Source organism: Streptomyces collinus Tu 365 (assembly GCF_000444875.1).
GTDB classification, from domain to species: Bacteria; Actinomycetota; Actinomycetes; order Streptomycetales; family Streptomycetaceae; genus Streptomyces; species Streptomyces collinus_A.
Genome location: NC_021985.1, coordinates 4,381,892 through 4,402,913 on the forward strand (window position 1 = coordinate 4,381,892; position 21,022 = coordinate 4,402,913).

A 21,022-nucleotide genomic window follows, 5' to 3' on the forward strand; every position below is an offset into this window, starting at 1 on the left:
CCCGCTAACCATTTTGACCTGCGAAGAGTCCACCGTTGCCGTTTCCTCTGGTGTTCCCGGTCCCGGTGGTGTCCGTGACGGTCGGCGAGGGTGTCCCCCCGTTCGTGCCGCCGTTCCCGTTCCCGTTGCCGTTGCCGCCTCCGTTGGCTCCACCACAGTTGTCGCCCCAGCCGAACTGGCAGGACTCGCTGGGGGACGGGGACGGGGAGCTGGACGTCACGCTCGGCGTCGGGGTCGGCGAGTCGCTCGGCGACTGGCTCGGCGTGATGGTGACCGACGGGGTCGGGGAGGGCGCGCCGGCCTCGTCCTGCACGTCACCGATCTTCTCCGCTGCCGGGAAGCCGGGGTCGTTCGCGTTCTTCAGTGCGGCCTTCATGTACTCGGTCCACACCGCGGTCGGGATGTCACCACCGTGGATGGAGTCCACTCCGGCGGTGCCGTTCATGGACAGCAGCTTGTGGTCCTTGGGGTTCTCGCGGAACATCGCCACCGACGTCGACAACTGCTGGGTGTAGCCGACGAACCAGGCCGACTTGTTCTTGTCGGTGGTACCGGTCTTGCCCGCCGCCGTACGGCCCAGGGCCTTGGCGTTCTGACCCGTACCGTTCTGGATGACGTTCTGCAGGACGTCCGTGACGTTGTTGGCGATCGGCGCATCCATCGCCTGCTTGACCTTGGGCTTCTTTTCGAAGCTCGGCACGTCCGTGCCGTCCTTCTGGACGGCGGTCACCGAGTACGGGTCCGCCTGCTTACCGGAGGCCGCGAAGGTCGCGTAGGCGTCGGCCATGCGGATCGCGCTGGGGGTGGAGGTACCGATGGCGAACGACGGGTTGAGGTCCTGCGACATGCTCGCGTCGAGTATGCCGGCCGACCGGGCCACGTCGCGGACCTTGGACATGCCCACGTCGACACCCAGCTGCACGAAGGGCGTGTTGATGGACTGCTCCATCGCCTTGCGCAGCGTGATGTATCCCCACTTGCGAGGACTCTCGTTCTTCTGGAAGAAGAACGAGTTGTCCTTGTTGAGGTAGTACGACCCGTCCGGCCTTCTCACCTTCAGATGGTCGTCGCCGTTGTACTTGCTCAGCGGCGAGATGCCCAGGCCGTCGGACTTGTACGTTCCGTACTCCATCGCCGCGGCCAGCACGAACGGCTTCCACGTCGAACCGACGGGGACACCGGAGGTGTCGGCGTTGTTGGTGAAGTGGCCGTTCTCGTAGCCGTCACCGCCGTAGAGGGCGACGATCGCACCGTCCCTGGGGACCACCGACGCCGCACCGAACTGGACGTACTTGTCCAGACTGCGGTGCTTGGGGTCGAGCCGGTCCTTCTGAATCTTCTTCACGGCCGCACTCAGCTCGTTGACCTTGTCCTTCCTGAAGGTCGTGTAGATCTGGTAGCCGCCCTTGTCGAACTCCGCCTCCGTGATGTCGGAGTGGTTCAGGACGTACTTCTTCGCCGTGTCGGCCAGGTAGCTGATCTGGCCGGTCATGCCCTTGGTCGCCTTGCGGCCCTGAGGCGTGGGGTACTTCGCGATGGCCTTCTGGTAGTCGGCGTCGCTGATGCGCTTGTCCTTGTGCATCTCACCGAGAATCCAGCGCCAGCGCTCCGTGGAGCGCTTGAGGTTGGACTTGGGGTCCGCAGACTTGTCCAGATCGGCGTTGCCGGCCGGGTCGTAGTACGTCGGGCCCTTCAGCAGCGCCGCGAGGAAGGCGCACTCGCTCGGATCGAGCCTGACCGCGTCCTTGCCGTAGTAGGTCTGGGCGGCCGCCTGGATGCCGTACGCGCCACGGCCGAAGTACGAGGTGTTCAGGTAGCCCTGAAGGATCTGCGGCTTCTTCAGCCTCGTGCCCACCTTGATGGAGATGAACATCTCCTTGAACTTACGGGTGACCGTCTGGTCCTGGCTGAGGTAAGTGTTCTTGACGAACTGCTGGGTGATCGTCGAACCACCCTGCGTCTGACCGCCTCGTGCCATGTTGGCCAGCGCTCGCGCGATACCCATGGGGTCGACGCCCGAGTCCTGGTAGAAGCTCTTGTTCTCCGCCGAGATCACGGCCCACTGCATGGCCTCGGGGATCTTGTCGATGGTGACGTTCTGGCGGTTGACGCCGGTGCCGGTGGCCACCATCTGGGTGTGGTCCGCCCAGTAGTAGACGTTGTTCTGGGACTTGGCGGCGATGTTCTCGCTGGGGATCTCCACCATCGCGAAGCCGATGCCCACCATGGCGACCAGGCAGCCGAGGAAGCCGACGAACAGGCCCGACACGAGCTTCCAGGACGGCACCCAGCGGTGCCAGCCGTACTTGCCCGACCGCGGGTAGTCGATGAACCTCTTCTTGCCGGGTGCGGTCGTGGCACGGCCTCTGCCGCGGCCGGGGCCGGCCGGTCCGCCCGGGCCCCCGCGCCGGCCGCCAGGCCCCGCGTTGTCGGCGGTCCTGCGCCGGCCGCCGCCTCTCTGGGTCGCGCGGCGCGCCTCGGCCCGGCTGCCGTAGGCGCGCTCCTCACCCCCCGAGCCGTAGGTGTCCGACCCGTAGGAACTGGACTCATGGGAGTCGGAAGAAGACCCGGTGGCGCCTCGCGGTGCCGCACGGCGGCCGGAGGCGGGGCCGGACTGTCCGCGTCGGGCCGCGGCACGTCCGCCTCCCTGCGGCTGCGGCGGTTTGCGACGGTGCTCGCTCATCGAACGATTACTCCTCGGGCAGGCGCACCCGTGCGCGCCTGGAAACGGCGGTGGTTTCCGGTCCCCCCGAAGTACGGATGTGGTCGGTCCCGCATTCACCCGTACTGCACCGGGGACGAGGACGCCCCCCAGGCATCACTTGGTTCCCGGTGATGTGCATGCCGCACAGACTACGCACCGTCAAAACCCGCCGAGCCCCGAAGTTCACCCCAAAACAGGCAACTCACCTCCTACGAATCGGTGATGTGATCCCGTTCACCGTCCTCCCTCTTGTCGCGTGAGGAAGGCCGTTCTATCGTCGTGATGTATCGAGTCGATACATCAGAGCGAGATAAAGACGCGGTGGACCGAAGGAGGCGATCATGAGCCGGCGATCCGGCATCCTCGAGTTCGCCGTCCTCGGGCTGCTGCGCGAGTCCCCGATGCACGGCTATGAGCTGCGCAAACGACTCAATACGTCTCTGGGTGTCTTCCGGGCGTTCAGCTACGGGACCCTGTACCCCTGCCTCAAGACGCTGGTCACCAACGGCTGGTTGATCGAGGAACCGGGCAGCACCCATGAGGACGCCCTCGCCGCTCCTCTCGCCGGACGCCGCGCGAAGATCGTGTACCGATTGACGGCAGAAGGTAAGGAGCACTTCGAGGAGCTGCTCTCGCAGACCGGCCCCGACGCGTACGAGGACGAGCACTTCGCCGCACGGTTCGCCTTCTTCGGGCAGACGTCGCGGGATGTGCGCATGCGCGTGCTGGAGGGCCGGCGCAGCCGCCTGGAGGAGCGCCTGGAGAAGATGCGCGCCTCGCTGGCACGCACGCGAGAGCGCCTCGACGACTACACGCTTGAGCTCCAGCGCCACGGTATGGAGTCCGTGGAGCGCGAAGTGCGCTGGCTGAACGAGCTCATCGAGAGCGAGCGGGCCGGTCGGGACCTGAAGGGTTCCGCATCCGGGGGGTCCGCTCAGCAGGACACCACATCTGGATCGACGGGCGGCCTGCCCCGTCCCGGGGGCACCCCGGGGACGGATACGCCCGGCGACACCGCCACGTGAGACCCACTCAGGGCCTCACTCGTACACACAGGGAGCAACCGGAATGGGTTCGGTTCGCGTAGCCGTCGTCGGCGTGGGCAACTGCGCCGCGTCGCTGGTGCAGGGAGTCGAGTACTACAAGGACGCCGACGCGGCCTCCAAGGTGCCCGGCCTGATGCACGTGCAGTTCGGTGACTACCACGTGCGCGACATCGAGTTCGTCGCCGCGTTCGACGTGGACGCCAAGAAGGTCGGCCTCGACCTCGCGGACGCGATCGGCGCGTCCGAGAACAACACCATCAAGATCTGCGACGTGCCCAACTCCGGTGTCACCGTCCAGCGCGGGCACACCCTCGACGGTCTCGGCAAGTACTACCGCGAGACCATCGAGGAGTCCGAGGCCGAGCCGGTCGACGTCGTCCAGGTCCTGAAGGACAAGCAGGTCGACGTTCTGGTCTGCTACCTGCCCGTCGGTTCCGAGGACGCGGCGAAGTTCTACGCCCAGTGCGCCATCGACGCCAAGGTCGCCTTCGTCAACGCCCTCCCGGTCTTCATCGCCGGCACCAAGGAGTGGGCGGACAAGTTCACCGAGGCCGGTGTGCCGATCGTCGGTGACGACATCAAGTCCCAGGTGGGCGCCACCATCACGCACCGCGTGATGGCCAAGCTGTTCGAGGACCGCGGTGTCATCCTGGACCGCACGATGCAGCTGAACGTCGGCGGCAACATGGACTTCAAGAACATGCTCGAGCGCGAGCGCCTGGAGTCCAAGAAGATCTCCAAGACGCAGGCCGTCACCTCCCAGATCCCCGACCGGGACCTCGGCGAGAAGAACGTCCACATCGGCCCGTCCGACTACGTGGCCTGGCTGGACGACCGCAAGTGGGCCTACGTCCGCCTCGAGGGCCGCGCCTTCGGTGACGTTCCGCTGAACCTGGAGTACAAGCTCGAGGTGTGGGACTCCCCGAACTCCGCGGGTGTCATCATCGACGCCCTGCGTGCCGCGAAGATCGCCAAGGACCGCGGCATCGGTGGGCCGATCTTGTCCGCCTCCTCGTACTTCATGAAGTCCCCGCCGGTCCAGTACTTCGACGACGTGGCCCGGGAGAACGTGGAGAAGTTCATCCGCGGTGACGTCGAGCGCTGAAGCGCCGACAGAACGCTCCTGCCAGGGCTGTGAGGGTCCCCGGGCTTCCTGGCCCGGGGACCCTTCGCATGTGTGAGGCTGTTCGCCATGTCCGTCGTCCGTGACCTGCGCGTCCTGCTGAGTCTGCGGGACTTCCGGCACCTGCTGTCCGTACGTCTCCTCTCCCAGGGAGCCGACGGGGTCTACCAGGTCGCGCTCGCCGCGTACGTCGTCTTCTCCCCGGAGAAACAGACCTCCGCAGCGTCGATCGCATCGGCGATGGCGGTCCTGCTGCTCCCTTACTCCCTGGTCGGCCCCTTCGCCGGGGTCCTGCTGGACCGCTGGCGGCGCCGCCAGGTGTTCCTGTACGGCAATCTGCTGCGAGCCCTGCTGGCGGCTGCGACCGCGGTCCTGATGGTCGCCCACGTCCCGGACTGGCTGTTCTACGCCTCGGCGCTCTGTGTGACGGCCGTCAACCGCTTCGTCCTCGCCGGACTCTCCGCCGCCCTTCCGCGGGTGGTCGACACCGAGCGCCTGGTCCTCGCGAACTCCCTGTCCCCCACCGCCGGGACGCTGGCCGCGACCGTCGGTGGTGGCCTCGCCTTCGCCGTACGGCTCGTGGCGTCGGGCTCCGACGCCGCCGTGGTACTGCTCGGCGCCTTCCTGTACCTGTGCGCGGCTCTGACCGCGCTGAGCATGGCGCCCGGCCTGCTGGGGCCCGACCGGACACCGGAACAGCCGCGGCTGGGGACCGCGCTCGCCGACACCGCACGGGCGCTGCTCGCGGCGGTCCGGCACCTGGCCGAACCGCGGCGCCGGGAGGCGGCCTGGGCGCTGGCCGCGATGACGCTGATGCGCTTCTGCTACGGCGCACTGCTCGTCCTGCTGCTCATGCTGTGCCGCTACGCCCTCTCGTCGTCCCCCGACGAGGGCCTTCGGCTGCTCGGTCTTGCCCTGACGGTGTCCGGCGCGGGATTCTTCGCGGCCGCCCTGGTGACACCGTGGGTGGTGGGACGGATCGGCCCCGTCCGCTGGATCGTGGTCTGCGCCGGCGCGGCCGCGCTGCTGGAACCCGCACTCGGCCTTCCGTTCGCGGCCGGCCCTCTGCTGGTCGCCGTCTTCGTGCTGGGTCTCATCACCCAGGGCGCCAAGATCGCCACGGACACGATCGTGCAGGCATCCGTGGACGACGGCTTCCGGGGCCGGATCTTCTCCCTGTACGACGTCCTCTTCAACACGGCCTTTGTCGGCGCCGCCGGACTGGCGGCTCTGATGCTGCCCCCGGACGGCCGCTCGGCGGCCCTGGTGGTGCTCGTCGCTCTGTTCTACGGACTGACCGCGGTGGCCATGGCTCGCTTCGAGAGCTGCCGGAACGACAAAAAGGGCGATGTTTCACGTGAAACATCGCCCCCTCGGTAGGCCACGGCGTGTGTTTCACGTGAAACACCCGCCGCCCCCACGACTCAGCCTTGCTCGGCCCACCACTCCTTGAGTGCCGCCACCGCCGCGTCGTGCTCCATCGGGCCGTTCTCCAGCCGCAGCTCCAGCATGTGCTTGTACGCCTGGCCGATGACCGGCCCCGGCCTGATGCCCAGGATCTCCATGATCTGGTTGCCGTCGAGGTCCGGACGGATCGAGTCCAGCTCCTCCTGCTCCTGGAGCTGGCCGATGCGCTCCTCCAGGCCGTCGTAGGCGCGAGACAGTGCCGCCGCCCTGCGCTTGTTCCGCGTCGTGCAGTCGGAGCGGGTCAGCTTGTGCAGACGGTCCAGAAGCGGCCCGGCGTCCCGCACGTAACGGCGCACCGCCGAGTCCGTCCATTCGCCCGTACCGTAACCGTGGAAGCGCAGGTGGAGCTCGACCAGCCGGGAGACGTCCTTCACCAGCTCGTTGGAGTACTTCAGGGCCGTCATACGCTTCTTGGTCATCTTCGCGCCGACCACCTCGTGGTGGTGGAAGGAGACCCGCCCGTCCCCCTCGAAACGGCGCGTGCGCGGCTTGCCGATGTCGTGCAGCAGCGCGGACAGGCGCAGTGCGAGGTCGGGTCCGTTCTCCTCCAGCGCGATCGCCTGCTCCAGCACGATCAGCGTGTGTTCGTACACGTCCTTGTGCCGGTGGTGCTCGTCCCTCTCCAGCCGCAGGGCCGGCAGCTCGGGCAGGACGTGGCCGGCGAGCCCGGTGTCGACCAGCAGGGTCAGTCCCTTGCGTGGGTGCGCGGAAAGGATCAGCTTGTTCAGCTCGTCCCGGACCCGCTCGGCGGAGACGATCTCGATGCGCCCGGCCATCTCGGTCATCGCGGTGACGACCTCGGGTGCGACCTCGAAGTCCAGCTGAGCGGCGAACCGGGCGGCCCGCATCATCCGCAGCGGGTCGTCCGAGAACGACTCCTCGGGTGTACCGGGGGTGCGCAGCACCCGGGCCGCGAGGTCCTCCAGGCCACCGTGCGGGTCGATGAACTCCTTCTCCGGCAGCGCCACGGCCATCGCGTTGACCGAGAAGTCGCGACGGACCAGGTCCTCCTCGATGGAGTCGCCGTACGACACCTCCGGCTTGCGCGAGGTGCGGTCGTACGCCTCGGACCGGTAGGTGGTGACCTCGATCTGGTAGCCGCCCTTGTGCGCCCCGACCGTACCGAAGGCGATCCCGACCTCCCAGACGGAGTCCGCCCAGGGACGCACGATCTTCAGGACGTCCTCGGGGCGCGCGTCGGTGGTGAAGTCCAGGTCGTTGCCGAGCCGGCCGAGCAGCGCGTCACGGACCGAGCCCCCGACCAGGGCGAGCGAGAACCCGGCCTCCTGGAAGCGGCGGGCGAGATCGTCCGCGACGGGAGCCACTCGCAGCAGCTCGCTCACGGCGCGGTGCTGCGCCTGGTTCAGGGCAGAGGGAGTGTCATCGTTGGCGTTCGGCACAACAGAAGAGGGTACGTGGCCAGGGGCCCCGCAGGCGCCTCCATAAGCGGGGTACACCCACCACCCGCCATACCCGTGCAAGGCCGGTGCTTACGGCGTACTACCGCTCTCTCCTCGATACTGGATATAGAGGACGGGTCGCCGCTCTCTTCCGATCTTGTGAAGCAGACCACGGCACTTCCCCTCGGCGCACATCGTTACCATGCGTGGACGCACATTCCGACGACCACTGACGACGACGAGGGACGGGCGAGCGCGTGGCCGAGGCGGCTGACTTCCAGGGGACCAGTGCCTCACCTGCCCGCCGGTGGCTGCGGCGTACCGGAGCTCTGCTCGCCGGGGCGCCCCTGCTGGCCGGGCTTCTCCAGCTGCCCGCGGCAGGACCGGCTCAGGCCGCCTCCTCGGACCCGGTGTCCGTCTCGCTGGACTCGCTCACCCCCAGCGCCCCCACGGACGGGGACACGCTGACCGTGTCGGGCACCGTGACCAACACCGGCAAGCAGGCCGTCACCGCCGCCCACGTCGGCCTGCGGGTGGGACGCCAGCTGAACACGCGCGCGGCCATCGACGCCATCAGCCGGCACTCCGACTCCCTCCAGAGCCTCAACGGCTCCGAGGTCGGCGGCAAGTACGAGGAGAAGTTCGCCAAGCTCGCTCCCGGCGTCGCCGAGCCCTTCAGCATCTCCGTCCCGGTGGACAAGCTGGACCTCGGCAGCGACGGCGTCTACGAGTTCGGCGTCGCGCTGTCCGGCCAGACCGCCGCCCAGCCCTGGGAGCAGGTGCTCGGTGCCAGGCGGACCTTCCTGCCGTGGCAGCCGTCCGACGCCGACACGAAGACCAGAACCACCTTCCTGTGGCCGCTGCTCTCCTCCGCCCACATGACGGCGAGGACGGGCGCCGGGGAGCTGCAGACCCCGGTCTTCCTCAACGACGACCTGGCCAAGGAGATCGCCCCGGGCGGCCGGCTGGCCCGGATGCTGGAGCTGGGCAAGGACCTGGACGTCACCTGGGTGATCGATCCGGACCTGCTGGCGTCGGTGGACGCCATGGCGAGCAGCTACCGGCTGCAGGGCCGCAACGGCACCACCACGGCCGGCACGCACCAGGCGGTCGCCAAGCAGTGGCTGGCCGGGCTGCAGAAGGCCGTGGCGGGCAAGGAGGTCGTCGCGCTGCCCTTCGCCGACCCCGACCTGGCCTCCCTCGCTCACCGGGGCACCAGCGTCACCGGCTCGCTCAGCCATCTCAAGGACGCCACCGACGTCGCTGCCCTCACGGTGCAGTCCGTGCTGCACGTCACACCGAGCACGGACTTCGCCTGGCCCGTGGACGGCGCCGTGGACCCGTCGATCATGAAGGTCGCCACCTCCGCCGGCGCCGACCGGGTGATCGCCCGCAGCGACAGCCTCCAGGACACCGCCGGACTGACCTACACCCCGTCCGCCGCCCGCCCGGTCGGCGGGGGCACCACGGCAGTGGTGTCCGACGCACGGCTGTCCACGGCCTTCGAGGACGATCTGACCCAGGCCGGCTCGGCCACCCTGGCCGTGCAGAACTTCCTGGCCCAGAGCCTGGAGGTGAACGAGCAGACGGACCAGCAGCGCAGCATCGTCGTCGCCCCGCAGCGCATGCCGTCGGCGAGCCAGGCCCAGGCGATGGCGGCGGCGGCGAAGGCGCTCCAGGGCGGAACCTGGTCCCAGTCGCAGAATCTCACCGCGGCCGCCAAGGACAAGCCCGACCCGAACGCCACGACGCGCATCCCCTCCACGTCCGCCTACCCCTCCTCGCTGCGCAGGCAGGAGCTGCCGCGTTCGGCCTTCGAGCAGATCGCGCGCACCCAGGACAAGCTCGACAACTTCAAGGTCGTCCTCAGCGACCCGTCGCGCGTGGTCACCCCGTTCGGGCTGGCCATAAACCGCGAGATGTCCACGTCGTGGCGCGGCCGCGGCACCGGGGCCGAGAGCTACCGGGACGACGTCGAGAACTGGCTGGACGACCTCACCCAGCAGGTCAAGCTGATCGACAAGTCCGAGACCAAGCTCTCCGGGCGCAGCGCCACCATCCCGGTGACCGTCCAGAACAACCTCGTCCAGCCGGTGAGCCACCTGGTCCTGCGGCTGACGTCCACGATGCCGACCCGGCTGAAGATCGGCGGCAAGGCCTACTACGAGCAGCAGGTGGACGTCTCCGGCGGCCACAGCCAGTCGGTGAAGTTCACCACCTCGGCCAACGCCAACGGCCGGGTCGCGGTCTACGCCCAGCTCTACACCGAGGACGGCCAGCAGTACGGCGACCCCGTCAGCTTCGACGTGAAGGTCACCGAGGTCACCCCCACGGTCATGCTGGTCATCGGCGGTGGCGTGCTGCTCCTCGTCCTCGCCGGTTTCCGGATGTACACCCAGCGCAAGCGCGCGGCCGCACGGCAGGCCGAGGACGGTGGCCCCGACGCCGCCGGGGCCGACTCCGGCGACGAGCCGGGGAACCCCGGGGCCCCCGGGGACCGTCTCCCCGAGGAGTCCGACGTACCCTCTGGGGCAACCGACCCGGAGCAGCCGAGTGACCCTGCGCCGGACACCGCACCGGAAAGCGCCGACCCGTCCGGGACGGGTGAGAGAGTGGACCGTTGAGCGATGTCGTGGCCGGTGTGGCCCGGGACGATGAGGTGGGGTAACCATGAACGCGCCGTACGACGGTGATCGCGGCCAGGGCGCGGCCGGCTCGGGCTACCCCGAGTCGCCGCCGGAGCCCGGCCAGGTGCCGCCGCAGCAAGCGGCTGACATGTACCTCCAGGACGCCTACGACCAGGACCCCTACCGAGGGCAGGACCTGACCGCCCAGGACCCGGTCGCCGAGGCGCTCTACGACCGTGCCGCGCACCCGCCGCCGGCGCCCGGCAGCTACGAGCCGCAGCAGCCGCTGTACGCGCCGCCGGCGCAGTCGCCGTACGCGCCGGACCCCCGTGTGTGGGCGCAGACCCCGGCGCCCGAGCCGGACGGCGGCGCCACCCAGTACCTGCCGCACGGCGACGACCCCCGGACCACCCGGTTCGTGGGCGTGGACGACCTGGTCTCGCACTCCGGCGAGGAGTACCACGAGCCGGACGCCTTCGCGCACCTCTTCAGGGACCAGCAGCAGGGCGGCGGCCCCACGCCTGCGGACCCGGCCGTGCCGGGTCCGCAGGCGCCGGGCGCCGGCTACGGCCCGGCGGGGCACCAGCCGGCGTACGGCCAGGGACCGCAGCAGGGCAACCCCTACGCCGCCTCCTCCCCGGGCGTGCCGGGCACGCCCGGGCAGTCCCCGGTGCCGGCTCCGGCGGCGGCCCCGGATCCCGGCGGGCCCACGCTGTCCGCCGAGCCGGGAACGGCGGAGACCCCCGCGGCCCCGGCGAAGAAGGGCGGCAAGGCCGCCGGGCTGCTCAAGTCCAGCGCCGTCATGGCGGCGGGCACGATGGTCTCCCGGCTCACCGGTTTCGTCCGCTCGGCACTGATCGCCGCGGCCCTCGGCCTCGGGTTGCTCGGCGACTCCTTCCAGGTCGCCTACCAGCTGCCGACGATGATCTACATCCTCACCGTCGGCGGCGGTCTGAACTCCGTCTTCGTGCCGCAGCTGGTGCGGTCCATGAAGGAGGACGAGGACGGCGGCGAGGCCTTCGCCAACCGTCTGCTGACCCTCGTCATGGTCGCGCTGGCGGCGCTCACCGGCCTCGCGATGTTCGCCGCCCCGTACCTGGTGCGGGCGCTGTCGCCCACCATCGCCGGCGACCCGTCGGCCAACAGCGTCGCGGTGACCTTCACCCGCTACTTCCTGCCCTCGATCTTCTTCATGGGCATCCACGTGGTGATGGGTCAGATCCTCAACGCGCGCGGCAAGTTCGGCGCGATGATGTGGACCCCGGTCCTCAACAACATCGTCATCATCGTCTCGCTCGGCGCGTTCATCTGGGTGTACGGCACCGCCGCCAACTCCCACCTGGCCGTCGAGAACATCCCGCCGCAGGGTCAGCGCCTGCTCGGTGTCGGTGTGCTGCTCGGTCTGGTCGTGCAGGCCCTGGCGATGATCCCCTACCTGCGCGAGACCGGCTTCCGGATCCGGCTGCGGTTCGACTGGAGGGGCCACGGCCTGGGCAAGGCCGCCATGCTGGCCAAGTGGACGGTCCTGTTCGTCCTGGCCAACCAGGCGGGCGCCATGGTCGTCACCCAGCTGTCCACCGCCGCCGGCAAGGGTTCCGGCGTCAAGGGCACCGGCTTCGCCGCCTACGCCAACGCCCAGCTGATCTGGGGCCTGCCGCAGGCCATCATCACGGTGTCCCTGATGGCCGCCCTGCTGCCGCGCATCTCGCGCTCGGCCGCCGAGGGCGACGCCGGCGCGGTGCGCGACGACATCTCCCAGGGCCTGCGCACCACCGCGGTCGCGATCGTGCCCATCGCCTTCGGCTTCGTCGCGCTCGGCATCCCGATGTGCACCCTGATCTTCGGCTCGGCCGGTACGGCGTCCGCCGTCAACATGGGCTACATGCTGATGGCCTTCGCCCTCGGCCTGATCCCGTACTCGGTGCAGTACGTCGTCCTGCGTGCCTTCTACGCCTACGAGGACACCCGCACCCCCTTCTACAACACGGTGATCGTGGCGGCGGTCAACGCGGGTGCCGCCGGGCTCTGCTACCTGCTGCTCCCGTCCCGCTGGGCGGTGGCCGGCATGGCGGCCTCGTACGGACTGGCCTACGCGATCGGCGTGGGTGTGGCCTGGCGGCGGCTGCGCAAGCGGCTCGGCGGTGACCTGGACGGAGCACGGGTCATGCGGACCTACGCCCGGCTCGCCATCGCCTCGGTACCGGCGGCCCTGCTCAGCGGCGTGGCCTGCTACGGCATCGGAAGCACCCTCGGCCAGGGCGTCCTCGGCTCCCTCGCCGCGCTGATCGTCGGCGGGGCGGTCCTCTTGGGTGTCTTCTTCGTGGCCGCCCGCAGGATGCGGATCGAGGAACTCAACTCGCTCGTGGGTATGGTGCGCGGGCGTCTGGGGCGCTGAGGCGGGGGTAGGCGCACAACCATCGTCCACCGCTGTGTGTCGTGCATAGCGGCCGACTGTGGGCACAATTGGATTCGGCGTCGGACAGCGTGCAACGGATGGGGAGGCAGGGACGACGGTGGCGGAACGCAGCACGGCTGCCGTCGACGTGGCAGACAACAGCGGTGACAAGCCGCTGGCCGCCAAGGCGGAGTCCACGGCCGACGGGGTGGCCCAGAACCCGGAGCGGGGCACGGACAGCGACGAGGGGCAGGGGAGCGAGGGGACGGAGAGTCCCGGCAAGAAGGCCTCACCGCCTGAACTGCACAGCGGTCACAAACTCGCCAGACGCTACCGTCTCGAGGAGTGCGTCACCCGTCTGGACGGATTCAGCAGCTGGCGTGCGGTCGACGAGAAACTGCGTCGTGCCGTCGGTGTGCACATCCTGCCCGCCGACCACGCGCGGGCCCGTTCCGTACTGGCCGCCGCCCGGTCCTCCGCGCTGCTCGGCGATCCGCGCTTCGTCCAGGTCCTGGACGCCGTCGAGGAGAACGACCTCGTCTACGTCGTACACGAATGGCTGCCCGACGCCACCGAAATGGGCACCCTGCTGGCCGCAGGACCGCTGGAGCCGCACGACGCCTACCAGATGGTCAGTCAGGTCGCCTCCGCCATGGCCGCCGCACACCGCGAGGGACTCGCCCATCTGCGGCTGAACCCGAACGCCGTCCTGCGTGCCTCTACCGGCCAGTGGCGCATCCGCGGCCTCGCCGTCAACGCGGCCCTGCGCGGCATCAGCTCCGACACCCCGCAGCGCACCGACACCGAGTCCATCGGCGCCCTCCTGTACGCGGCGCTCACCCAGCGCTGGCCGTACGAGAACGACGCCTACGGCCTGTCCGGCCTGCCCAAGGACATCGGCCTGATCGCTCCGGACCAGGTCCGCGCCGGTGTCCACCGCGGCCTGTCCGAACTCGCCATGCGCGCACTGGTCAACGACGGCGCCACCGCCTCGCGGCACGAGGCCCCGTGCACCACGCCGGAGGAACTGGTCAAGGCGATCGGCGAGATGCCCCGCATCCGCCCGCCGGAGCCCACCTTCACGGCCCCGCCGGACTACCAGCGCACCACCTACCAGCAGGGCACGTACGGCCGTCCCGCGCCGCGGCCCGGTGCCGCCCAGCCGATCACGCCCCCGCCACCCCCGCTGCAGAGCCGTACCGGCAAGGTCCTGAAGTGGGCGGTCTCCGCCCTCCTCATCGCCGCGCTCGGCCTCGGCAGCTGGCAGCTGGCGGACGCCCTCATGGACCACGGCGACAAGCCGGACGACACCAACAAGACGCAGACGAAGGACGGCGGCGGCAAGAGCCCGCGCAAGCCGCTCGCCGGCAAGCCCATCGCCATCAAGGGCGCCCGGGACTTCGACCCGTTCGGGCCCGACCATTCCGAGAAGCCGGCCACCATAGGGAACGCTTACGACAGCAGCGCCTCCACCTACTGGCAGACGGACGGATACCTGAGCCCGCAGTTCGGCAACCTGAAGTCGGGTGTCGGCGTCATCCTCGACCTCGGCAAGGCCCAGCAGGTCGGCAAGGTCACGGTCTCCTTCGTCGGGGAGACGTCCGTCGAGCTGCGTGCCGCGAGCGCGAACGCGGGATCGGAGCCGACGTCGTTCGACGCCTACTCCAAGGCCGCCGGCGGCTCGGGCACGACCGTGGTGCTGAAGCCGAACGAGTCCCTCAAGACCCAGTACCTGCTGGTGTGGTTGACCAAACTGCCCGCGGACGGTCAGGGGTACTGGCGCGGCCGAGTGGCGGACATCAAGGTGACCGGCTGAGGTCTCCACTCGGGAGGGGTACATGGCAGAGGGCGCCGGATACGACGGCGTGAGCGACAAGGACCTGCTCGCCCGCCACGTCGAAGGCGATCCCGATGCCTTCGGTGAGATCGTGCGGCGGCACCGGGACCGGCTCTGGGCGGTGGCGCTGCGGACCCTGGGGGACCGCGAGGAGGCCGCTGACGCCGTTCAGGACGCCCTGGTGTCGGCCTACCGGGCCGCTCACACCTTCCGGGGGCAGTCGGCCGTCACGACCTGGCTGCACCGCATCACCGTGAACGCCTGCCTGGACCGCGCGCGCAAGGCCGCCACCCGGAAGACCGCTCCGGTCGACGACACCGAGCGGTTTGAGCAGTTGCTGGAGCCGCACGAGTCGGCCTCCGCCCCGGCCGAGCGCAACGACGTGTCCCGGCAGCTCCTGGAGGCGCTCGGCACGCTGCCGTACGAGCAGCGCGCCGCCCTGGTCCTCGTGGACATGCAGGGCTATCCCGTGGCCGAGGCCGCCCGGATGCTCGACGTCCCCACAGGCACCGTGAAGAGCCGGTGTGCCCGGGGCCGGGCCAGGCTCCTCCCGCTGCTCACTCACCTGCGGCCCGGGGCCGCCGAGGGCCGCGGCGAGGAGGAGGACGGGGACCGAAAAGAATCCGGGCCGGGACGGAACCGGGTGCAGGGGACATCCGTCCCACCGTCAACGGGATCCCCGTACGAAGGTTCCCGGGATACCGGGCCAAGCGATTCAGCCGTTGTGAAGGGTGGAGGTGGGCGAGCGTGACGTCGACAGACACCGCCGGGCACCCGGATGTCGCCGAGATCTCCGACCTCACCGAAGGCATCCTTCCTTCGGACCGGAGCACCGAGGTACGGCGCCACCTCGACGCCTGCGAGCTGTGCGCGGACGTGCGCGCCTCGCTGGAGGAGATCCGCGGGCTGCTGGGCACCGTGCCGGGCCCGCCCCGCATGCCGGCCGACGTCGCCGGCCGTATCGACGCCGCGCTCGCCGCGGAAGCACTGCTGGCCTCCACCGCGCCCGAAGCACTGGACCCCCCTGTGTTGGTCTCCGAGACCGAAAAGGCCGGTGCCCTCACCGGTGCCGGTGCCCCTGTTTCACGTGAAACACCGGTACCGGCGGACCGCCCGGTCGGCAGGCCGCACGCGGCGACAGGCCCAGGACGGAAAGGGCGCGATCGCGGTCGGCGGCGAAGGACCGTCGCCCTGGGTGCCGTGCTCACCGCCGCCGTACTCGGGGCCGGCACGCTCATCCTGCAGTCGCTCCACAGCGGCGGCTCCGACACCACCGCACACGGCACCCCGACGTCGTCCGCGGGCGCCTTCTCCGGCGACAGCGTGCGGAGCCAGGTGAAAGATCTGCTCGCGCCGCAGGCGGGCAAGCAGCCGAGCCCGCACAGCAAGCAGCCGCGCTCGGGGGTCGGAACGGAACAGGTCACCCCCACGCCCGCCCAGAGCGCCAACACCCTGCTCCAGACCCAGCCCTCGGTCCCGGACTGCGTGCGGCAGGCCATCCACCGCGACGACAACGTCCTCGGCGCGAAGACGGGCACCTACGCCGGCAAGAGCGCCTACCTCGTCGTGGTCCCCGACTCCCGTGACAGCGCCAAGGTGACGGCGTATGTCGTGGACGCGGCCTGCGTCGACGGGAAGCCCGCCACCGCCGGTACGGTGCTGCTCCAGCAGTCCTTCCCGCGTTCCTGAATCCGCACGGGGATTCGCCTGCGACCCTGCGGTCATCCGTACTGTGTGCGTTCCCCGTGTGCGCGGACACACCGGGAATGCGCGCCCCTTAGGATCCGTTGGGTGGGGTGAGAGTTCCGAAAGGAGCTCTCACCGGTCGACAGACGCAGACCAGAGACGAGGAATCAAGCCGTGAGCGACGTCCGTAACGTGATCATCATCGGCTCCGGGCCCGCAGGCTACACGGCGGCGCTCTACACCGCGCGCGCGTCGCTGAAGCCCCTGGTGTTCGAAGGCGCTGTCACCGCCGGTGGTGCGCTGATGAACACCACCGAGGTGGAGAACTTCCCCGGCTTCCGCGACGGCATCATGGGTCCCGACCTCATGGACAACATGCGGGCGCAGGCCGAGCGCTTCGGCGCCGAGCTGGTTCCGGACGACATCGTCTCCGTCGACCTGACCGGTGAGATCAAGACCGTCACCGACACCGCGGGCACGGTCCACCGGGCGAAGGCCGTCATCGTCACCACGGGCTCCCAGCACCGCAAGCTCGGCCTGCCGAACGAGGACGCCCTCTCCGGTCGTGGCGTCTCCTGGTGTGCCACCTGTGACGGGTTCTTCTTCAAGGACCAGGACATCGCCGTGATCGGCGGCGGCGACACCGCGATGGAGGAGGCGACCTTCCTCTCCCGGTTCGCCAAGTCCGTGACCATCGTCCACCGCCGTGACACCCTGCGCGCCTCCAAGGCGATGCAGGAGCGCGCCTTCGGCGACCCGAAGATCAAGTTTGTCTGGGACAGCGAGGTCGCCGAGGTCCAGGGCGACCAGAAGCTCTCCGGCCTGAAGCTGCGCAACGTCAAGACCGGTGAGCTCTCGGACCTGCCCGTGACGGGTCTGTTCATCGCGATCGGCCACGACCCGCGCACCGAGCTGTTCAAGGGTCAGCTCGACCTGGACGAGGAGGGCTACCTGAAGGTCGCCGCTCCCTCCACGCGCACCAACGTGACCGGTGTCTTCGGCGCCGGTGACGTGGTCGATCACACCTACCGACAGGCGATCACCGCGGCCGGCACCGGCTGCTCGGCCGCCCTCGACGCCGAGCGCTTCCTCGCCGCTCTCGCCGACGAGGACAAGGCCGAGCCCGAGAAGACCGCCGCTGTCTGACCTCTCCCTCGCCCCGCCCCACCGCACGAACCAAGTTAAGGAGCCCGCCGTGGCCGGCACCCTGAAGAATGTGACCGACGACTCCTTCGAGCAGGACGTCCTCAAGAGCGACAAGCCCGTCCTGGTGGACTTCTGGGCCGCCTGGTGCGGCCCGTGCCGCCAGATCGCCCCGTCGCTCGAGGCGATCGCCGCCGAGTACGGCGACAAGATCGAGATCGTCAAGCTCAACATCGACGAGAACCCGGGCACTGCCGCCAAGTACGGCGTCATGTCGATCCCGACCCTGAACGTCTACCAGCGTGGCGAGGTTGCCAAGACCATCGTCGGCGCCAAGCCGAAGGCCGCCATCGTGCGTGACCTCGAGGACTTCATCGCCTAGTAGTCGGGCGGTGCCGCCGACGGCGGCGCATGTTTCACGTGAAACACGAATGGGCCAACCCGCACGGGTTGGCCCATTCGTATGTGGTCCCGGTGCCAGCCGCTAGAGCGGCCGCAGCGCGGGCTCCTTCTGCACGGCCCCCAGGAGCCGGTCCAGAGCGAGCTCCACGTCTTCCCTCCAGGAGAGCGTGGAACGCAGCTCCAAGCGCAGCCGGGGGTGCGCAGGGTGCTGCCTGACCGTCTTGAACCCCACCGCCAGGAGGTGGTCGGCGGGAAGCAGGCACGCGGGCTCCTTCCAGCGGGAGTCCCCGAACGCCTCGATCGCCTTGAAGCCCCGACGCAGCAGATCCTTGGCGACCGTCTGCACCATTACGCGGCCCAGCCCCTGTCCCTGGTAGCCGGGCATGATGAACGCCGTGATGAGCTGAACGGCATCCGGTGACACAGGACTCGTCGGGAACGCCGCGGAGCGGGGCACGTAGGCCGGCGGGGCGTAGAGCACGAAGCCCACGGGGACGTCGTCGACGTACACCACCCGGCCGCACGATCCCCAGTCCAGCAGGACGGCGGAGATCCAGGACTCCTTCTCCACAGCGGCGGTACCCGCGTTCAGCGCGGCTTCGCCACTGACGGGATCCAGTTCCCAGAAGACACACGAGCGACAGCGCTGGGGAAGGTCCTCAAGGTTGTCCAGCGTGAGCGGTACGAGCCGGCGCCCCATGAAGACTGATCCTCGCTTCCTTCGCTCGCGATGTCGCGAGCGGCTGTCAGAGCGCTCCGTTCCCTGAGCAGACTGCCGACGAATCCGCCGATCGCCCCAAGGCTCAGGATCGCGCCCACCAGTCCGGTGCGGCTCATCGATCGCGTCTCCCCACTCAGAGATCTGCCGGGTGGATGCGCCATACCCTTCGCATCGTAGCCACGATGCGATTCCCTCGATACTGCCGCAATGCAAAGAGCGGACCGCGTTCCGGTACCCACCGGACACGATCCGCTTCTCCGCACTTCGAACGTGATCACTCGTGATCACCCGGAACTCAGTCGTCCTGCTCCTCGGACTCGTCCTCGTGCACACCCTTGAGAACCGGCCCCTCGCCCGGGGCGAGCGTGCCGAGGATCCGCTCCAGGTCCTCCATGGAGGCGAACTCGACGGTGATCTTGCCCTTCTTCTGGCCGAGGTCGACCTTCACCCGGGTCTCGAAGCGGTCCGAGAGACGGGTGGCGAGCTCGCTCAGGGCGGGCGAGACGCGGCCACCGGCACGCGGGCCCTTGGACCGCTGGGTGGCCTGGGGCCGCGAACCCATCAGAGTCACGATCTCCTCGACGGCCCGCACGGACAGGCCCTCGGCCACGATGCGATGGGCCAGCCGGTCCTGCTCCTCGGAGTCCTCGACGGAGAGCAGTGCGCGAGCGTGTCCGGCGGACAGGACTCCGGCGGCGACCCGGCGCTGGACTGCCGGCGACAGCTTCAGCAGCCGCAGGGTGTTGGAGACCTGCGGACGGGAACGTCCGATGCGGTCGGCCAGCTGGTCGTGCGTGCAGTTGAAGTCCTTCAGCAGCTGGTCGTAGGCAGCGGCCTCTTCCAGCGGATTCAGCTGAGCCCGGTGCAGATTCTCCAGCAGGGCGTCCAGAAGGAGCTTCTCGTCGTCGGTGGCCCGGACGATTGCCGGGATGGCCTCCAGGCCGGCCTCACGGCAGGCCCGCCAGCGGCGCTCACCCATGATCAGCTCGTAGCGGGCGGGCCCGAGCTGGCGCACGACGACGGGCTGAAGGAGACCGACCTCCTGGATGGAGGTGACCAACTCGTGCAGCGCGTCCTCGTCGAAGACCTCACGCGGCTGGCGCGGGTTCGGCGTGATGGAGTCGAGGGGGATCTCCGCGAAGTGGGCACCCACCGGAGGCGCGGGCGTCTCCGCGACCTGACTTGCCGGCGGCTCCTCGGGCTCCTGCACGACGGGCGGCAGGGTGGCCACCTTCGCCGCGGCGACCCCTCGGTCGCTCGTCAGCACCGGGGCGGCTCCTGCGGACACGGAGGGGCCACTGCCCATCGCGGCCGGAGCCGGGTTCTTCTCGGTCGGGGCAGCCGGGATCAGGGCGCCGAGTCCACGGCCCAGCCCCCTCCGTCGCTCGCTCACTGGATCCCCTCCACCATGTTCGGGTCGTTCTGGGCGCCGATGTGGGCCTGGCTCGCGTCATAGCTGATGCCGACGCCCCTCAGCGCGATTTCTCGGGCCGCCTCGAGGTACGAGAGGGCACCGCTCGATCCAGGATCGTAAGTCAACACCGTCTGCCCGTAGCTCGGCGCCTCGGAGATACGGACCGAGCGGGGGATGCTCGTCCGCAGCACCTCGTCGCCGAAGTGGGTGCGCACCTCGTCCGCGACCTGCGAGGCGAGACGCGTCCGGCCGTCGTACATGGTGAGCAGGATGGTCGATACATGCAGCGTGGGGTTGAGGTGCCCGCGCACCAGGTCCACGTTGCGCAGCAGCTGGCCGAGCCCTTCCAGCGCGTAGTACTCGCACTGGATGGGGATGAGGACCTCCTGGCCCGCGACGAGCGCGTTGACCGTCAGCAGACCGAGCGACGGCGGGCAGTCGATGAGGACATAGTCCAGCGGCTGCTCGTACGCCTGGATCGCCCGCTGGAGTCGGCTCTCACGTGCCACCAGGGACACCAGCTCGATCTCGGCACCGGCGAGATCGATGGTGGCCGGGGCGCAGAAGAGTCCCTCGACGTCCGGGACGGGCTGGACCACCTCGGCGAGCGGCCTGCTCTCCACCAGCACGTCGTAGATGGAGGGGACGTCGGCGTGGTGGTCGATCCCCAGCGCCGTGGACGCGTTGCCCTGCGGGTCGAGGTCGATCACGAGGACGCGGCCGCCGTGCAGAGCCAGCGAAGCGGCCAGGTTGACGGTGGTCGTCGTCTTCCCCACGCCGCCCTTCTGGTTGGCGACCACGATGACCCGGGTCTGCTCGGGGCGCGGCAGACCCTCGCCGGCGCGGCCCAGAGCTTCCACCGCCAGCTGGGCAGCGCGACCGATGGGAGTGTCGTCCATCGGGGACGGTGTTTCACGTGAAACATCCGTCCCCATCGACTCGGTACGGGGACCGGGGACCGGATCGGTCATCGGTCCCGCGATGTTGGCGTCGGACCGCAAGGATTCACTCTCCTCGACTACAGGCTCGCAATGAACAGAGCCTCCCATGTCTTCGG

The 21,022-nt window shown here is 69.4% G+C and carries 15 protein-coding genes; 10 read left to right on the forward strand and 5 right to left on the reverse strand.

Annotated features, from left to right (window positions below):
* Positions 1–4: 4 nt before the first annotated feature.
* The gene (locus B446_RS19130; protein ID WP_020941086.1) at positions 5–2,683 is read right to left on the reverse strand and encodes a transglycosylase domain-containing protein; all 2,679 of its coding nucleotides are present in this window, start codon (positions 2,681–2,683) and stop codon (positions 5–7) included.
* Between the two features lie 362 nt (positions 2,684–3,045).
* Here B446_RS19130 and B446_RS19135 point away from each other — a divergent pair, with 362 nt between their 5' ends.
* The 3 genes from B446_RS19135 (at position 3,046) to B446_RS19145 (ending at position 6,253) form a co-directional block, all read left to right on the forward strand.
* Positions 3,046–3,729 (forward strand): PadR family transcriptional regulator, encoded by a 684-nt coding sequence (locus B446_RS19135; RefSeq protein WP_020941087.1) that lies wholly within the window; start codon positions 3,046–3,048, stop codon positions 3,727–3,729.
* A gap of 43 nt (positions 3,730–3,772) precedes the next feature.
* Complete coding sequence (locus tag B446_RS19140; protein WP_020941088.1) at positions 3,773–4,855, forward strand: inositol-3-phosphate synthase; 1,083 nt, start codon at positions 3,773–3,775, stop codon at positions 4,853–4,855.
* A gap of 87 nt (positions 4,856–4,942) precedes the next feature.
* Positions 4,943–6,253 carry an MFS transporter gene (locus B446_RS19145; protein WP_020941089.1) on the forward strand — a complete coding sequence of 437 codons (1,311 nt, stop codon included), beginning with the start codon at positions 4,943–4,945 and terminating at the stop codon, positions 6,251–6,253.
* A gap of 44 nt (positions 6,254–6,297) precedes the next feature.
* Here B446_RS19145 and B446_RS19150 read toward each other — a convergent pair whose 3' ends face one another.
* Positions 6,298–7,740, reverse strand: coding sequence for a CCA tRNA nucleotidyltransferase (locus B446_RS19150; RefSeq protein WP_043475987.1), 1,443 nt, complete (start codon positions 7,738–7,740; stop codon positions 6,298–6,300).
* A gap of 257 nt (positions 7,741–7,997) precedes the next feature.
* Here B446_RS19150 and B446_RS19155 point away from each other — a divergent pair, with 257 nt between their 5' ends.
* From B446_RS19155 to trxA, 7 genes are all read left to right on the forward strand, one after another.
* Complete coding sequence (locus tag B446_RS19155) at positions 7,998–10,364, forward strand: DUF6049 family protein (RefSeq protein ID WP_020941091.1); 2,367 nt, start codon at positions 7,998–8,000, stop codon at positions 10,362–10,364.
* 46 nt (positions 10,365–10,410) lie between these two features.
* Positions 10,411–12,762: a murein biosynthesis integral membrane protein MurJ gene (murJ, locus tag B446_RS19160; RefSeq protein ID WP_020941092.1), complete on the forward strand. Its 2,352-nt coding sequence runs from the start codon at positions 10,411–10,413 to the stop codon at positions 12,760–12,762.
* 118 nt (positions 12,763–12,880) lie between these two features.
* Positions 12,881–14,578 carry a protein kinase family protein gene (locus B446_RS19165; protein ID WP_020941093.1) on the forward strand — a complete coding sequence of 566 codons (1,698 nt, stop codon included), beginning with the start codon at positions 12,881–12,883 and terminating at the stop codon, positions 14,576–14,578.
* Positions 14,579–14,600: 22 nt separating this feature from the next.
* Positions 14,601–15,350 (forward strand): RNA polymerase sigma factor SigM, encoded by a 750-nt coding sequence (sigM, locus tag B446_RS19170; protein WP_020941094.1) that lies wholly within the window; start codon positions 14,601–14,603, stop codon positions 15,348–15,350.
* On the forward strand, positions 15,347–16,288 hold the full coding sequence (locus B446_RS19175) for a hypothetical protein (protein WP_020941095.1): 942 nt from the start codon (positions 15,347–15,349) through the stop codon (positions 16,286–16,288). The genes sigM and B446_RS19175 overlap by 4 nt, the downstream gene beginning before the upstream one ends.
* A gap of 171 nt (positions 16,289–16,459) precedes the next feature.
* Complete coding sequence (gene trxB / locus B446_RS19180) at positions 16,460–17,431, forward strand: thioredoxin-disulfide reductase (protein WP_020941096.1); 972 nt, start codon at positions 16,460–16,462, stop codon at positions 17,429–17,431.
* 49 nt (positions 17,432–17,480) lie between these two features.
* Positions 17,481–17,810, forward strand: a complete 330-nt coding sequence (gene trxA, locus B446_RS19185) for a thioredoxin (RefSeq protein ID WP_020941097.1) — start codon at positions 17,481–17,483, stop codon at positions 17,808–17,810.
* 102 nt (positions 17,811–17,912) lie between these two features.
* Here trxA and B446_RS19190 read toward each other — a convergent pair whose 3' ends face one another.
* The 3 genes from B446_RS19190 to B446_RS19200 form a co-directional block, all read right to left on the reverse strand.
* A complete protein-coding gene (locus B446_RS19190) occupies positions 17,913–18,530 on the reverse strand; it encodes a GNAT family N-acetyltransferase (protein WP_020941098.1) in 618 nt (205 codons plus the stop codon).
* A gap of 316 nt (positions 18,531–18,846) precedes the next feature.
* Complete coding sequence (locus tag B446_RS19195) at positions 18,847–19,944, reverse strand: ParB/RepB/Spo0J family partition protein (RefSeq protein ID WP_043475990.1); 1,098 nt, start codon at positions 19,942–19,944, stop codon at positions 18,847–18,849.
* Positions 19,941–21,014 (reverse strand): ParA family protein, encoded by a 1,074-nt coding sequence (locus B446_RS19200; RefSeq protein ID WP_078614750.1) that lies wholly within the window; start codon positions 21,012–21,014, stop codon positions 19,941–19,943. The genes B446_RS19195 and B446_RS19200 overlap by 4 nt, the downstream gene beginning before the upstream one ends.
* Between the last annotated feature and the right edge of the window lie 8 nt (positions 21,015–21,022).